Annotated in this window: 9 protein-coding genes; 4 read left to right on the top strand and 5 right to left on the bottom strand. The window is 48.4% G+C overall.

What is annotated here, in order from left to right:
• Nucleotides 1-101: 101 nt before the first annotated feature.
• The 5 genes from FN037_RS03450 to FN037_RS03430 all read right to left on the bottom strand — a co-directional run bounded on the left by FN037_RS03450 (nt 102) and on the right by FN037_RS03430 (nt 8,990).
• A complete protein-coding gene (locus FN037_RS03450) occupies nt 102-1,109 on the bottom strand; it encodes a Wadjet anti-phage system protein JetD domain-containing protein (protein ID WP_138361576.1) in 1,008 nt (335 codons plus the stop codon).
• Nucleotides 1,109-5,692: a chromosome partition protein MukB gene (mukB, locus tag FN037_RS03445; RefSeq protein WP_138361575.1), complete on the bottom strand. Its 4,584-nt coding sequence runs from the start codon at nt 5,690-5,692 to the stop codon at nt 1,109-1,111. The genes FN037_RS03450 and mukB overlap by 1 nt, the downstream gene beginning before the upstream one ends.
• Nucleotides 5,689-6,462, bottom strand: a complete 774-nt coding sequence (locus FN037_RS03440) for a chromosome partition protein MukE (protein WP_138361574.1) — start codon at nt 6,460-6,462, stop codon at nt 5,689-5,691. The genes mukB and FN037_RS03440 overlap by 4 nt, the downstream gene beginning before the upstream one ends.
• Complete coding sequence (locus FN037_RS03435) at nt 6,455-7,855, bottom strand: hypothetical protein (protein WP_138361573.1); 1,401 nt, start codon at nt 7,853-7,855, stop codon at nt 6,455-6,457. The genes FN037_RS03440 and FN037_RS03435 overlap by 8 nt, the downstream gene beginning before the upstream one ends.
• 139 nt (nt 7,856-7,994) lie before the next feature.
• Entirely contained in the window at nt 7,995-8,990 is a 996-nt protein-coding gene (locus FN037_RS03430) for a hypothetical protein (RefSeq protein ID WP_142501871.1), read from the bottom strand.
• 768 nt (nt 8,991-9,758) lie between these two features.
• On the opposite strand from FN037_RS03430, the gene FN037_RS03425 reads away from it, so the two are divergent.
• From FN037_RS03425 to FN037_RS03410, 4 genes are all read left to right on the top strand, one after another.
• Nucleotides 9,759-11,216 carry an NAD-dependent succinate-semialdehyde dehydrogenase gene (locus FN037_RS03425; protein ID WP_142501548.1) on the top strand — a complete coding sequence of 486 codons (1,458 nt, stop codon included), beginning with the start codon at nt 9,759-9,761 and terminating at the stop codon, nt 11,214-11,216.
• Nucleotides 11,217-11,847: 631 nt separating this feature from the next.
• Nucleotides 11,848-13,317: an aldehyde dehydrogenase family protein gene (locus FN037_RS03420; protein ID WP_142501547.1), complete on the top strand. Its 1,470-nt coding sequence runs from the start codon at nt 11,848-11,850 to the stop codon at nt 13,315-13,317.
• 31 nt (nt 13,318-13,348) lie between these two features.
• Nucleotides 13,349-14,017: a haloacid dehalogenase type II gene (locus tag FN037_RS03415; protein ID WP_142501546.1), complete on the top strand. Its 669-nt coding sequence runs from the start codon at nt 13,349-13,351 to the stop codon at nt 14,015-14,017.
• Between the two features lie 17 nt (nt 14,018-14,034).
• Complete coding sequence (locus FN037_RS03410; RefSeq protein ID WP_142501545.1) at nt 14,035-15,312, top strand: NAD(P)/FAD-dependent oxidoreductase; 1,278 nt, start codon at nt 14,035-14,037, stop codon at nt 15,310-15,312.
• Nucleotides 15,313-15,322 lie beyond the last annotated feature (10 nt).

Below are 15,322 nucleotides of genomic sequence, written 5' to 3'. Positions count from 1 at the left end.
AGAGGAATTTTAAGGTCATAGAACTGGACATTTTTTGTAAGCTCTAATCTGTCAATCATTAAATTATCCCTTATGAATTTTACAAGTCTAATTTCTTTTTTCTACACATCTTGTTCAATTGAGCTTTCCGTCGATTCGATAAGTACTATTTCATCACCAGAATGATTAACCAACCTCTGCATCGCTGCATTAAAACGATAGTCCACAACCAGCACCTCCTGTTCAATCCAGCGCTGTTCCTGCCTTAATTGCGTAAGTTGAGGACAATCCGGCGCGGTATCCCAGGCATGTTTTCCGGCCCCAATCACCTCATTAACCTGGTGTGCTGACGGCCAAAAGTCCGGTAACCAGATCCGGCAGGCTCGGGCCAATGAGTGGGATAGTTGTCGGGCAATCGTCAATCCATTCGGATCGAGATCGGGAAAATGTACCCAAGGTATATCCTGCCCGTATTGCGAAATCCACCGGCAGGCGGGTTGATAATTCAGACCGGGAGCAAAAATCAGTATCAAACCATCAACAAGCGGCATATCAACATAAGCACCTAAATTTTCAACGGTCATGATCAGTTGTGCCGATGACATGTCCACAGAGAGTAAATCAAGTAGCATTCGTTCTGGCAAACAACACTCCGAACGCCATCGACTTTCATCATCGGCAAACAAAACGTTTTCCCTATTATTGCCGGTAAACGTTAGCCGCAGCGCCGTCCCCTGGCTACGAAGTCGTAAGATATCATCATAGGTAACGGTCTGCCCTTTGACTAAGGGTTGGCTCAGACTTGCTTTACTGTTACCTCGCCATGCCGACGCTGATTTATGATGGATCCTCTGCATTCGCCGTGGGATAGCCGGACGATGCTCTTTTCTGCCAATGATCTGTTGTTGTATCTGTTGCTGCACCTGCACCAGCAGGATTTCCAGGCGTTCACTTTCCACCAGCCGCCAGCGATTGCGCGTGAAAGGGATGATAATACCCAGTTCAGCCAGATAATTTCGTAGCAACTTTTCCTTATCATTTTCGAACATCATTTGCCGTTCTTTCAGTTGCTGAAGAATATCGCCAAGTTCACTGACCGGGAAACCTAACTGAAACAGTTGCTTATGCATTAAATTGCTTTCACCTCGTCACTTTCAGCATTCTCTGCTGTAGCCAGATAGCTATCAACGTCAAATGGCAACTGCTGGGCGTCGCGGACACCGGTAATTTTCACCTGATGGTGCGTAACACTTTGCCCGTTGGCTCCCGTGTCCTCTGTCCTGACTATGCGCACCAACTGGTAGCCGGTTCCGGTAATTTTTCCTAACGTTTCCGGGGCCGCAACCAACATCTGGCACCCGGTTCTTACCGCCAGTTCATGGACTGTCGCCTGAGAGGCGGCATCCAGACGGGAAACCTCGTCCATCACCAGCGGCAAAGTGAAAGGCTCTTTGTTACCGTGAGAGCTACGTCCCCAGTGCCTGAGCACGGCAATCAGCACCGCCAGCCCGGAGCCGATTCGTTCCCCGGTTGACAGGCTGGAAGCGTTCAGTGGTTCAAACTGCTCTGCGCCACGACGCTGTATTAGCGTTTTTACATCCAGATAATTACGGTGATCCAGCAAATGTGAACCATCAATTTCATGTTGATTGATTTTTTTATACAGGCCAGCCAGCGCTTCGGTAACGGTTCCTGCCGTGGAAAAGAGATCGTCCATACCATATCCGCCTGATTTCAGGGCGTTCAGGGTATCCTGAAAATGCTTAACCGTCCTGGCTTCCAGACGCACACTGGCAACCTGCCCAAAGCCAATTCCGGTAAGTTCAGCGCTTAACCGGCTTATCGCCCTTTTTTCATCGTTAATCCGGCGCGATAGAGCGTCGGCCAGTTCATCCCGGCGCATCTGGAACGCAGCCTCGGTTTCAACCAACATGATCTGTGCGTCTTTCGCCGCCTTAGATAACGCCTGCAACATTTCTCTTGGCTGTGTAGTGCGCTGGATATCCTGCCGTGCACGGCGGCGAAACAGCGCCACTGCGCGGCTGTAAAGCGTGGCACAGACTTCAGCGATGTCAGATGTATCCTGACCGCAGGACGCTAATTGCCGCATAAAGGGGTCGGCTGAAGAAATAGAATATTCAATAGTTAACCGGGTCAGTTGAGTCAGCAATGATTGATCAACTAGCAAAAGCGCTCCCGGTGATGGTACTTTGCCATTGATCAGCATTTCGCGCATTACAGGTTCCAGCTCACCATAAGAGCCATCGGCTTTTAATGCACTTATAATTCCGTTGCGCTGCTTAGTTATCTGTTCAATTTTTTCTGTCAGGGCAGTAAGTTTGTTATTTTGATTTGTCAGGTTTAATTCTTCTTTTGAGCGTTGCTGATGCAACGCAGCCGTTTTTGTATAGCACTCTCTTAAATTGTTATTCAGTTTTTCAAGTTGGCTCTGTAAATGCGCGAGCTGTGAGGCAAGTTTAATTTCCAGACCGAATGTGTAGGGAAATGGCAAATTATCCAGATCATTTTTAGCCTCATCACGATTCTGGCGGTAGCGAGTAATCGCGGATATCATATCTGAATAAAACTTATTTTTTTCAGCTAACTCATTTTTTGCATTTCTGAGTTCCTGTTTAATCCGTTCGCCATCCTGTTCCAGTCGTTTTTGATCGTCTGATAAGAGGATTTGCGCTTGGGCTTCATCTTCCAGTATTTTCTGAGCATTAGCATATTCCTGGTTAAGGTGAGCACGCACACTGTCTAACTCTTTCACCAGTCGAACTCGCATTGCAGAGGTTTGCCAGACTTTCTCGTTCTGCTCAACCTGCTGACGTACTTGCGCTATATTCTCCGGGTATTCTTCCCGTAGTAACGGATACTCTTTTTCTATCTGATTAATTAACGGCTGATAGCGTTTAATATCACGCCCGGCAGCTTCAGCCCGCTTTATCTGATCACCAATCTCGGTCAGTTCCTGTGGAAAATCCCGAAACAGGATTTTACTCTCTGGTTCACATTCCTGTAGCGCCAGTAAGAGATTCCGGCTTTTTTTCCACTGACTGGACACGCTTCTCTGTTTTTCTTCAATATCTGTCAGAGCGGTATGACGATGACTTCGCTGTCGGCGAGTATCCTCCAGCGGTGGTTCGTCATCCCAGATAAATGGGGGGGCCGCGCTAACGGCCTTGAGATGTTCGTTGTGGCGTTCAACGTCTTCAATCTCACGTTCCAGCGTCTCGCTCTTTTCTTCCGCCAGTTGAATCTGTTGGTCCAACTGAAGGATAAGCGCCTCGCGGGCTTTATCACCTAATACGGGCTCTGAACGTATCTGACTGATACGGCGGTAACGCGATTCATCTATAACACACCAGGGCGGGAGGATACTCTCCTCCGTGTTATATTGGTCGGTGATATCTTTAAAAAGTAATTCCGACTCGAACGGTTCGTTGCGCAAAACGTCTATAGGCTGGGTGACACTGATCAACAAAATATCGGGAAGCGGCCATTGCTCATCGTATTGTGTAAGCAATTGTCTGGCGGCATCATCGACATCACCATTGACAAGTATAGCGAACATTAACGGCCCTAATGCCGCCTCAAAATACCCGGCGTCCTGTACTTCGATATCTGCGTACAGTTCAGCAACCGATATTCCCGATACGTCAGCGGCAAGAGTCCGTAAATACTCAAGACTCCCAGCTTCTCTTCCACTCAGTTTGTCACGACGCCCCTGGCATTGTTTTATTTCCGTTTCGTAGCCAATGACTATCTGCCGAAGTGATTTAATGCGTAACGCATGGTCAAGAATAAGTTGTTCGCAGCGTTGCGGTGTCAAATCATCATCAGGAAAAATAGTACGTAAATAGCTAACTGATGGCTGATATTGGTGCCACTGCTGACTCTGTTGCTCATAGCGTGCAATATCGATATCAAGCTGCTTAATTTGTTCCTGTACTTCGGTCTGACGTTGCGCTAATTGTTCCTTTTGTTCATTTAAGCGCAATTCGTGCTCTTGTTGCATCACCAGTTGCTGCGCAAAATCCTCATCGCTCAATGGCAGCGATAGCATGCCTGCATCGCGAAGCCGCTGCTGGAGACGCCGCTGTTTTTGATGATCGCTCAATAACGTTTTATGATGCTGTTGTCGCCCACTAAGTTGAGCGTCTTCGATACGCCATTTTTCCAGTTGAGCACATTTTTCCCTAAACCAGCGCTGAGCGTCTGGAGGAGAGATATTATCCCCCAATTTTCGCGCGCTGTTTGCGGCGAAAGTATAAGCATTCAGGATTTCCTGATGAGATCGTAATTGGCGCTCTGCATGGTTGAGGGCATTCCCTGCCTCTTTTTCCTGATTCGCTAACTGTTCAATGAATGTGGTTAATTCAGACAGCGTAAAAGCCATATTCCATTGGTTAATCTCATCATAGAGCTGTTTTGCGTGGTTATATTGCGATGCCATTTTCTGAGCAACGTCATAACGCGACACGACATTAGACAGCTGTTTGGCTGTGCGTAGCTGGCTTTCTTCATTCTCACTTTTTTTTCTTTCCAGCTCATCAACAATGCCTTGCTGGAGTTTGCTTGTTTCTTCCGCACTCTCTAACTGAGGTTCAAGTTTATTCAGTTCACCAATTGCTCTTTGCTCGTGATCAAAGTAAATCCTACCATCACGAGCACATAACAGCCGGGGCTCAATATCACTCATCTGTTGTTGCGCTATTGACTGTTCCGATTTTATGGCGTCTTCCTTACGCCTTAGGGAACTCAGGCTTTCCTCAATTTTTTCCAGCTCACGTTCAATCCGATATTTTTCTTTCTGAATAATAGTGCGCTCTTCATCATTCATCGCCAGCGTTTTCTCAATAACTGACCACGTATTGGCTGAAAATGATAAGCTCAACGTAAGTAATGAATTAAAAAATTGATAATCCTTTTGATAACTTTGCAGGTCTTGCTGCGTAAGCCTGACTTTGATCATGGACTCATGCACCATATTCACTACGGAATGTATATTCCCGCGAGTATGAGCCATTAAATAAGCGCTGAGATGTTTTTCTATCGATTTATCCAGACGCCCGGCCATTGCCGAATGAAGGATCTGGGCCAGACGGTATTTATCATCGGGTGACTGACAGGCTCGGGGTAAAATGCCATGCTGAAACAGTGCCAACATGTAGGCATTTGGGTCTTTAAATGACTGAATAGCGCATCCTAATAGTGCTGCTTTATCGCGTAACTGATCTGTTGTTACCGGGTGAGCCACTTGTCCCTTACGATCAAGTAAACAATCCAGTGGGTTAACGCTATCGGGAAGTTTCAAACAAAATAGCTGGGTTTCTAGTGTTGTTCCTGTCTTTTTTTCAGCCCTAACGACGTACAGATGCCGGTGGCCTGTCCCTCGGGCCTCAATCTCCAGAGCAACAATACTGGGCTGCCCTAAGCGTGGAAACATTTCGCTGTCTTTTATTGATGTTGAAACTTTGAAATCATCCTTAGTCCCTAAACTAATGTAGCGAATATCAGGGATCTGGCTGAACATAAACGCGCCCAACAAAGACGTTTTTCCCGCACCATTATTGCCCAACAATGAAACGGTGCCACCATACTGTCGCGATGTACGCAGTGCGTGAGGATTCACCAGATTTAACGTTCGGGCCATAATGCCATTAATGTTGACAATACTAAGGCTACGTATCAGAGGGTAATGGTTCACAATTGTTCCCCTTCATGAGTCCCGGAAGCAAATAAATCACCCGTTGCATCCATTTCTTCTTCGGCAGAGAAACGATCGCTCTCTGCCAAATCTTCATCTACACTATCCCGCGCTGCCTCATCAATATTGACCAGATAACCCTCTTGAATCAGTTCAGCCAGGCGTTGTGGAATTTCTGACTCTTGCTGTAATCCTCGCAGCGGTTCAATAAAACGATAAATAGCGGGTGTTGTCTGGAAGGATTGCCGATCCTTAGAGAGTTGAATAAAAGCATAGCGATCGAATACTATAAGCGCCTTTCTGATTTCATCCTGGATTTTAGATAAATCGTATTGGGTCTGTTGCCCAGGACGACGGCGGAATAACTCCAGCATTCTGGTTTCAGATAATTGATTACTCATTCGCTCCAGTAGTTGATTCGTTGTGAACCACTCTTTTTGGCTAAGCTGTTTTTCGAGTTCCATTGCAACAATAATCAAACCAGTGACCATCTGCAACTCATTAAATCGCTCTAATGGTATTTTCCCACGGCGCTGAGGCAGTAAGTAATAAACAGATTCATTGGAAAAGCATAGAGATAAAGACAAGCAGTCGTAATATTCACAAAGCGGATTAAATGCCTGATTAACAAATGAATACAGCATATAATCCGCAGGTAATATATTAACCCCTCTACGTAATTTATAATCTACAACGGGGAATAGAGGTGATTTCATCACATCCAGAAATGTATTAAATTGATCACCCTGTGTGGATTCAAGCTCAGTCATTGAGATCACCTTGTGAAATTAGCCATTGCTCTTCGATTTCGTAATTTGCTGACTCATCCATTAAAACCCATTCCGGGGAAATATCATCCTGGATATTGTCACTCTGTTTCATCAGTTCTTTTATTGTACACTGTGCCAAGCGAAAGCGAACCGTTTCATTGAATGGGAATTTACTTAAAATATTTCTGATAACAGAAACGTTACTCACCGGTTTATTATCACTTAATGCCTTTTCAACAAACTCCCTTGCGAAACTCTCTAACTGAAACGCAGGCATCTCCCGCACCAATTCTTCATCATCATTATCATCGAGGAACAACGCATTATCCGCCGGAGGCGGCGGTGTGTCCCATTCACGTAATTGCATTAGCTTAACGGTCGAAGGTAATGCTAACGACCATGATGACCGACCAAACAACTCGATAGTACGATCGATTAAATACCCCAGATTAGCATTGGGATCTAACGCGATACGGATGCGTATACGGTCCAGTACGCTGCTAAAGAATCCGGATAAATCCCTTAAGGAATGATTAGCGAATTCTCGGACATCCATTAATGAACCAAACAAAGAGGATAATGTATTTTTTAATCGCTGAGCCCCACCTTTTTTTACGACTGTATTTTGCAAAATTTCCAGTTGTATTAATACCGCATCGGCACGGTTCATTACTAACATTCTCAAATCGTTGATCTGACCAGCCAGCGTACGTATTATTTCCAGAAGTTGCTGAATTTCCATTTCCAGAGAAACACCAATTTCATTTTGTATCTCGGAGCGCATTGAATGAAATTTAGAGATAAGGAATTCCTGATTTTTAAAAACGCCCGTCAGCAGATCCTTCAAGCTCGGTAAAAAAAGGTCTACCTTCACCAACCATTCACTATCAGTAATTTTTTCTCCATCGCTGGCAGCATTTAAACTGGACAGTTCCTGATCAATTCTCAGATAACGTTGGCTTAATGTTTCTTTATCCTCTAATTCATCAGATTGTTGGAAAGGTTTTAACAAATCATGCGCTAACTGAGTCAGACGATATGTTCCACCCACATCAGCGACAGACATTCCGGCCAGTGACAACAATCCCTGCTCCAGCGCTCGTTTCAGAAAGTTATTAACCCGAACATCGGAGGTATTAGGATCCTCATTTATTCTTTCATCAACGTAACGGATGATGCTGTGACATGTGGCCTCATCGTAGCCGGATTGTACAAAGTAATGCTCACTATTTGATTCGACACCTGACTCCTCCATACCCCACATCGCCATCGCCGCCAGATAACTAAACTCATTAGGGGTAAGATGCAAATTCGGCTGGTATTTACTGATTTTTAACAATATGCAGCTTAGTGGGCTAGTAAACTGCTGCGGTGTAGGTGTGACATTGTCCATGATAAAGCTCACCTCGGCTTTTCTCGTTCAGTATCCATGCTGTTATATCAGATTAATAGCTGGAGATCCTTTTTTCTCGCTGAAACAGTGACATAAATTCAACCTCTGCCTCAAGATCATTACAGAAATCGATAACAACTTAAACGCCGCTGCTATCCCGGCAAATCACTCCACATAAGCGCAACTCCGGCGGCTCTGCCAGTGTAATAACCCCAATCCTGAGTGGCAAAGAACTCTCATTTTGGCATCGTTTTTTGATAAGTTGCCAGTTTTCGGTTTCAGACTCCATGTGGGTAATCAGGGAATCAAAGGCCCCATCGGCAACTTCTATTTTTAGCTGTTTATCTTCTCCACCGTCAGTGAGATTAGATTCAGTCTCCTTCGATACCTCGCTTTCCAGTCCATTGAGACTATTTTTTAATCCGTCAAAGCAGCTCGTAGCAGCACTTGGGGTATAGAAGAACAAACCGCTAATGAAAATGGCTTCCATCACTTCATAGAAGGAAAAAGAGGTATCCCCATAAACGAAACGGCTACGATCGGTACTATTCACCCCAGAGACACTTTCTCTTAGCAACTCATCCTTCTGCAAGGTCATCAGCGTTTGCTTGTTGTAGAGGATTACAGGTAGGTTTTTAATTTCGTGGACATTTTCGCTAAGGCTCCAGCGTTCTTTATCACCTTTGATAAAACCGGAAGCATCGCAGCTACTTTCTATATCAAACTCGTCGGTGGGGATCCGCTCACGATTGAACCAAGCTGTAAAATCCTCACCGTCTCCCATATCCTGATGCTGATATGCGCGGTAAACAGAGCTTCGGCGATCAATGCCAATCCACTCCAGATTCCATGTGGTGGGTTTGGATGGTTTTCTTACTTCGTCAATATAGGCCCCAACATCCCGATCCAAATAAGCAGTTAGCAGTTCCTTCCAAGGCTCAATGGCAAAAAAGATATTCGCCAGTGTTGTTCCTTCTTCAATCATCACGGTATGACGAAAGAACCTGAGAAGAAAAAAGGGATCGGTATCTGAAATAGTTTTCTGGATTGATAGCAACGGAAGTGCTGTTGTTTCATCATAGTCAGAGCGAAAGCGCAGGATCGAATCCGAACAGAAAATTAGTTGACCTTCCATCATTTATCTGGCTCCTGATGTTATGTAGCAATCCTTGGCTTATCTACCGCAGCTTTTTTGCGCTTTATCTGAGTTTGAAGGAAAGCATAGATAAGGTGGTGTACAAACCATAGTACTCGACTTAAATACAGAAAGGAAAAACCAGAAAAAATAGGTGGTCATTCTGGTGGTCTTGACAACCCATAATTTTTACTTTAGCTTACTAAACAGCCAGTTACTGGCAAAGGCGATCCCAGTCAGAGGAGCCAATTTAAAGAAACCAGATGTCTACTGACGTCTGGTTTTTTGCCTTTTATTAAAGGGTTATTCCCTTTCCAACGCTTACTCACATCTGTTAAACAGCCTCATGACTCTTTCAGTGACCGGCAATCTCCAGTGTGGACTGAAAATAAATCAGGCGGGTATTTGCATTGTTCGCTGTTTCCAGCCGGTGATTATTCGGTTTAATCAAACTGGACTGCTGGCGGAGCAGTGACGGTGTAAATTGTCATTTACCTGATCTTCCATTCCGATACTGTAAGTTCGGCCCTCAGTACAGCATACAGATTGATGTGCAGATCCCGCGTCCGCCTCCCTGACTCATCGACATGAGAACCTTCTCGTGTAAATCCTGTTCTGGCGTCTGTTTGATGCCAGCATATCTCCCCACAGCATAAAATTTCTTTTCCTGCCGCAAAACACCTGGCTATGTTATTTCGTTATCGCAGAAAAACATCCTGCGCTGTGTCATCGCGTTAAAGTAAAGTGACACAGATACAGGGGCAGAGCATGTCACGAATTCAACTGAAAGATCCGGAGTTATTGCGCCAACAGGCGCTATTTGGTGGCCGTTGGCAGGATGCGCGAGATGAATCGACGTTAACGGTAATTGATCCTGCAACTAAAGAGATGCTGGCGTCCATTCCGGCATTGGGCACTGATGAAACAGAACAGGCGATAGAGTATGCCGAATCGGTACGTATCCGTTGGGGTAAAACCCCGAATGCCACCCGCGCCGCGCTGCTGGAGAAATGGCATCAGTTGATCCTCGATAATGCAGATGACCTGTCGATCATTATGACCGCCGAGCAGGGTAAGCCACTCCAGGAGGCCAAAGGCGAAGTGCTGTACGGGGCCAGTTTTGTGAAATGGTTTGCCGAAGAAGCTCGCCGTATCTATGGCGACACCATTCCGGCACCAGCTGAAGGCAGCCGTATTATCGTACTGAAGCAACCTGTGGGGGTGTCAGCGGCGATAACGCCATGGAATTTCCCGATTGCCATGATCACCCGCAAAGTGGCTCCGGCGCTGGCTGCGGGTTGTCCAATTATTGTTAAGCCCTCTGAGCTGACACCGCTCTCTGCACTGGCGCTGGCGGTGCTGGCGGAACGGGCGGGATTCCCGAGTGGCGTGCTGCAGATATTGACCGGACTGCCTACCGAGATTGGTAAGACATTGACGGCTAGCCGCACGGTGCGCAAAATTTCCTTTACGGGGTCTACGCGGGTCGGACAATTACTGATGCAACAAAGTGCCGACAGCGTAAAGCGTTTGAGCCTGGAACTGGGCGGCAACGCGCCGTTAATCATCTTTGATGACGCTGATTTAGATATTGCCGTCTCCGGCGTCATGGCGAGTAAATTCCGTAATGCCGGTCAGACCTGTGTCTGCGCCAACCGCATTCTGGTGCAGCGTGGTATTTATGAACGTTTCAGCCAGCGTTTGCTGGAGGCGGTGGATGCCCTGAAAGTGGGGGACGGCTTTGAGGCGCAAACCACCATCGGGCCACTGATCAATGACCGCGCGGTCGAAAAAGTCAATAGCCATATTGACGATGCGTTGAGTCAGGGCGCAATTTTGCTGAAAGGGGGTGTCAGCCAGTCAAATGGCACTTTCGTCCAGCCAACTGTGCTTGGTAATGTCACCAGTAAAATGCGTATCGCCCATGAAGAAACTTTTGGCCCTGTGGTGCCGTTATTTATTTTTGATGAAGAAGACGAGGCGCTGGCAATGGCCAATGATACACCTTACGGTCTTGGCGCTTATTTCTTCACCGAAAATATTCGTCGGGCCTGGCGTGTAGCTGAAGCGCTGGAATTTGGTATGGTTGGATTTAATACTGGCGCCATTTCATTGGATGCCGCGCCATTTGGAGGGATTAAATTATCCGGATTAGGACGTGAGGGATCACGTTATGGAATTGAAGAGTACCTGGAGCAAAAAACTTTCCATATTGGCAATCTCTGATTAAATTCTCAACAGCCATCCGAACGCCTGTTACTTTTAGTAACAGGCGTTTTTATATCTGCATAAATATCTCCTGTCGAGCTGGCCAGTAACAGTGCTTTATTTTTGCGGATTTAGATCTTTAAAAACAGGCGGAGACCTATTGTCAGGGCATTTAGTACGCACCAGTGAGGCGGACTCAATACCACCTGTAACCCCGATTTTTTACTTTGTACTTAACCTTAAACATTTTTGCTAATTCTCCATTCTGGTGCAAAATCCCGGTAAATCGCACCAAAGTAATGCGTCATGTTTGTTAATAAAATCATCTATTTAATCGCTCGGCAATTCCGTGAGATTTCCCTTGCCAATTCGGCAGAAAATTTTTTTTGCGCTGTTTTTATGCATTAATATTTTTTTCTGTGCTGGCATGCTTTCTGCATTAGAACACTAGCAGCATACATCCTGCGTAATCATACCGAAATAATTCGCTTTACAGGACGATAGTAAGAAAGTGAATCCCGGAAGCCCGGAGAGTTATATGAAGGGAGTGAGAAAAGAGTGCGGCCAATACTTATGCAACTTGAAGTGTGACGGTTATGAGCATTTTAATTAACACACTAATGATGGGTGTGAAAAATAAGGATTTTTCATGTTAAGTTTCGACCCTGAAAAAGTTTCTTTACCCGCCGGGCATTATATCGATGGTCAACACCAGTATAGCCAGGGCGTACAGTTTGCGGTTAAGCGTCCGTCGGATGGCAAAGTCTACGCCACGCTGAGCGAAGCCTCTGCGGCAGATGTCGATCGTGCCGTCAGTATCGCTCATCGTGCGCTCACCGTCAGTGGCTGGCGCAGTTGTCCACCGCGTGAGCGCGGCAAGGTATTGCGTCGCTGGGCAGATTTGATTGAGAGCGATCGGCAACTGGCGCAACTCGAAGCACTCGGTTCAACCCGCCCCATCAGCGACGTGGTGCAACATGAAATTCCGTTCACTGCAGAGGCTATTCGTTTCTACGCCGAGTGTGCGGATAAATACAGTGGTGATCTGTTCCCCACCCAGCAGAGCAGTCTTGGCATGCTGATCTCCGAGCCCTATGGCGTGATTGGCGCTATTACGCCGTGGAATTTCCCGTTGTCGATGGCGTCGTGGAAATGTGGCCCGGCGCTGGCGGCAGGTAATGCGGTGGTGCTGAAACCCTCTGAGCTGACACCTTTCTCCACCGTGCGTATGGCGGAACTGGCGGTACAGGCCGGTTTACCCGCAGGCATTCTGAATATTGTACAGGGTAGTGGTGCCGTCACCGGTAGCGCGCTGGTGAAGCACCCGCTGGTGCGTAAAGTCTCGTTCACGGGATCCACTGTCACGGGTTCGCGCATTATGAGCGACGCGGCACAGCATGGTATGAAACCGGTGACTCTTGAGCTGGGCGGTAAAAGTCCGCAGGTCGTGTTTGATGATGCAGGGGATGTCGAGGTGGTGGCGCAACGCATTCTGCGTGGTTTTACCGCTAACGGCGGCCAGGCCTGTGTGGCCGGGACGCGCCTGATCGTACAGCGTGGCATCGCCGGACCATTACTCGACAGACTGGTGGCGCTGTGCCAGCAGCCGCGGCCAGGCCTCACCTGGCGGGCTGACAGCCGCTATTCACCACTGATCGATGAGCGTCAGGGTCATAAAGTGGCGTCCGTGGTTGCCGCGGCGCAAGCCGAGGGCGCGGAGGTGCTGGTGGGGGGCGAGCGTTTTGCCGACACCGACGAAGGCTGGTTCTGGCAGCCAACGCTGTTATGCCGTGTTGCGCCGGACAACCCGGCAGTGCAGCAGGAGATCTTTGGTCCAGTGCTCACCGTGCAGGAGTTCGATGATGAAGATGAAGGGCTCCACCTTGCCGCACATGAAACTTATGGCCTGTGCGCCGGGGTGCACACCCTGAGTCTTCCACGAGCGATGCGCGCCATGCGCGCCATTGAATCGGGCACCGTCTGGATCAACCGCTATGGTCGCTCCGGCGATTTTATCATCCCTACCGGCGGTTTTCTCGGTTCCGGTGTCGGCAAAGACCTGGGGCGCCAGGCATTTCAGGCCTGTCAGCGCCAGAAAAGCGTATTAATCGATTTTTAATTTACGTATCAGACAACGACGAGGTCGAGTCATGGCATTGTGTAAACCAAAATACATCACCTTTGATTGCTACGGCACCTTAATCAACTTTGACATGGCGGGTGCAGCTGAGCGTTGCTTCAAAGAGCGTGTGACGCCGGATGTTATGCCGTCTTTTATCATCGATTTTGCCCGCTACCGCCTCGATGAAGTGCTGGGCGCATGGAAGCCATATTACGAGGTGGTGAGCAATGCGCTACAGCGTACCTGCAAAAAGTGGGGAGTCCACTGGGACAAGGCAGACAGCGATTTTATCTACACCGACTGCGCCACCTGGGGCCCCCACCCGGATGTGCCCGCAGGGCTGGCAAAGGTGGCCCAGGCGTTTCCGTTGGTACTGCTCTCCAACTCAATGACTGACCTGCTGTCGCATCACATTCCTCGTCTGGGCGCGCCGATCCATATGGCGATCACCGCCGAAGAAGTTGGGGCATACAAACCGCAAATGAAGGGCTTCGAGTACATGCTGGAAAAACTCGACTGTGGCCCGGAAGAGATCCTGCATGTCTCATCCAGTCTGCGTTACGACTTGATGACCTGTCATGACATGGGGATTACCCACAAAGTGTGGGTTAATCGCGGTCACGATCCGGCCAACCCCGCTTACGGTTACACCGAGATTAAAGATATTGGCGGATTGCCCGCAGTGGTTGGCCTCTGAGCCGGGAGGGCAGCCCAATGAAACTCGAATCCTTCTGGCAGGCAACTGCACCGCAATTTCATGGTGCGGCAAGAGAGACGCTGCCCGGAACCGCCTCCGTGGTGGTCATTGGTGGCGGTTTTACTGGCATCTCGGCTGCGCTTAATCTGGCGCGTGCTGGCATTGATGTGGTGCTGCTGGAGAGTGGCGACATAATGAGTCAGGCGTCGGCACGCAACGGTGGCCACTGCAACACCGGCGTGGCGCAAAACTTCGCCTCGCTGGTCGCCAGCCAGGGGCTGGAGCAGGCCAGCCGCTTTTATCGCGCGTACGATGATGCGGTGAGCTACGTTGAGCAACTGGTCCGTGAAGAACAGATCGATTGTGATTTTCGTCTGTGCGGCAAGCTGAAGCTCGCCAGCAAAGCCACGCATTTTTCTGGGCTACGCAGCGCCTGGCAATTGATGCGCGATACCGTCGATCCGGAGATCGAGCTTATCAGCAAAGACGAGATTCGTCGTGAAGTCGGTAGCGATGCTTTTCACGGCGGCCTGCTGCAAAAACGTGGTGGTCAGATGCATATGGGAAAATTTGGCATCGGTCTGGCGGAGGCTGCCGCGCGTAGTGGCGCAAAGATCTTCCCCCACCATAAAGTCAGCGATATGACTCGCCTTGATGGATATCGTCATCGTATCACCACCCGCAAAGGCGAGATTATTGCTGACAAAGTATTGATGGCGACAGGCGTCTCTAACGAAGGGCCATTCCGGTGGTTTCAGCGTCGTATTGTGCCGGTGGGCAGCTTCATTGTAGTGACCGAACCGTTGGACGATGGCCTGCTGAATCAGATACTGCCTCGGGATCGCACCTATGTCACCTCGCTGAATATCGGCAACTATTTCCGCACGACCGCCGATCGTCGCCTGGTATTTGGCGGACGCGCCCGTTTTGCTGTGAGCAATCCAACCTCAGATACCCGCAGCGGCCAGGTGTTACGGGCCGCGATGACGGCACTGTTTCCACAACTGGGCAATGTGGACATTGATTACTGCTGGGGAGGCATGGTGGATATGACTGCCGATCGACTGCCGCATGCCGGTGAGCACGACGGCGTGTTCTATTCCCTTGGCTACAGCGGGCATGGCACGCAGATGTCAACATGGATGGGCAGGGTAATGGCCGATGTGATAGCAGAAAAACGGAATGAAAATCCCTGGCTGCGCGAGGCATGGCCCGCGTTGCCCGGTTACCACGGGAAACCCTGGTTTTTACCTCTCGCGGGTTTGTACTACAAAGCGAAGGATCGGATCTCCTGATTATTTCTGC

Origin of the sequence: Klebsiella sp. 2680 (assembly GCF_900198535.1) — a bacterium.
GTDB classification, from domain to species: domain Bacteria; phylum Pseudomonadota; class Gammaproteobacteria; order Enterobacterales; family Enterobacteriaceae; genus Klebsiella; species Klebsiella indica.
Note: the sequence above shows the minus strand (reverse complement) of the source record. Positions and strands in the feature narration are given on the sequence as shown.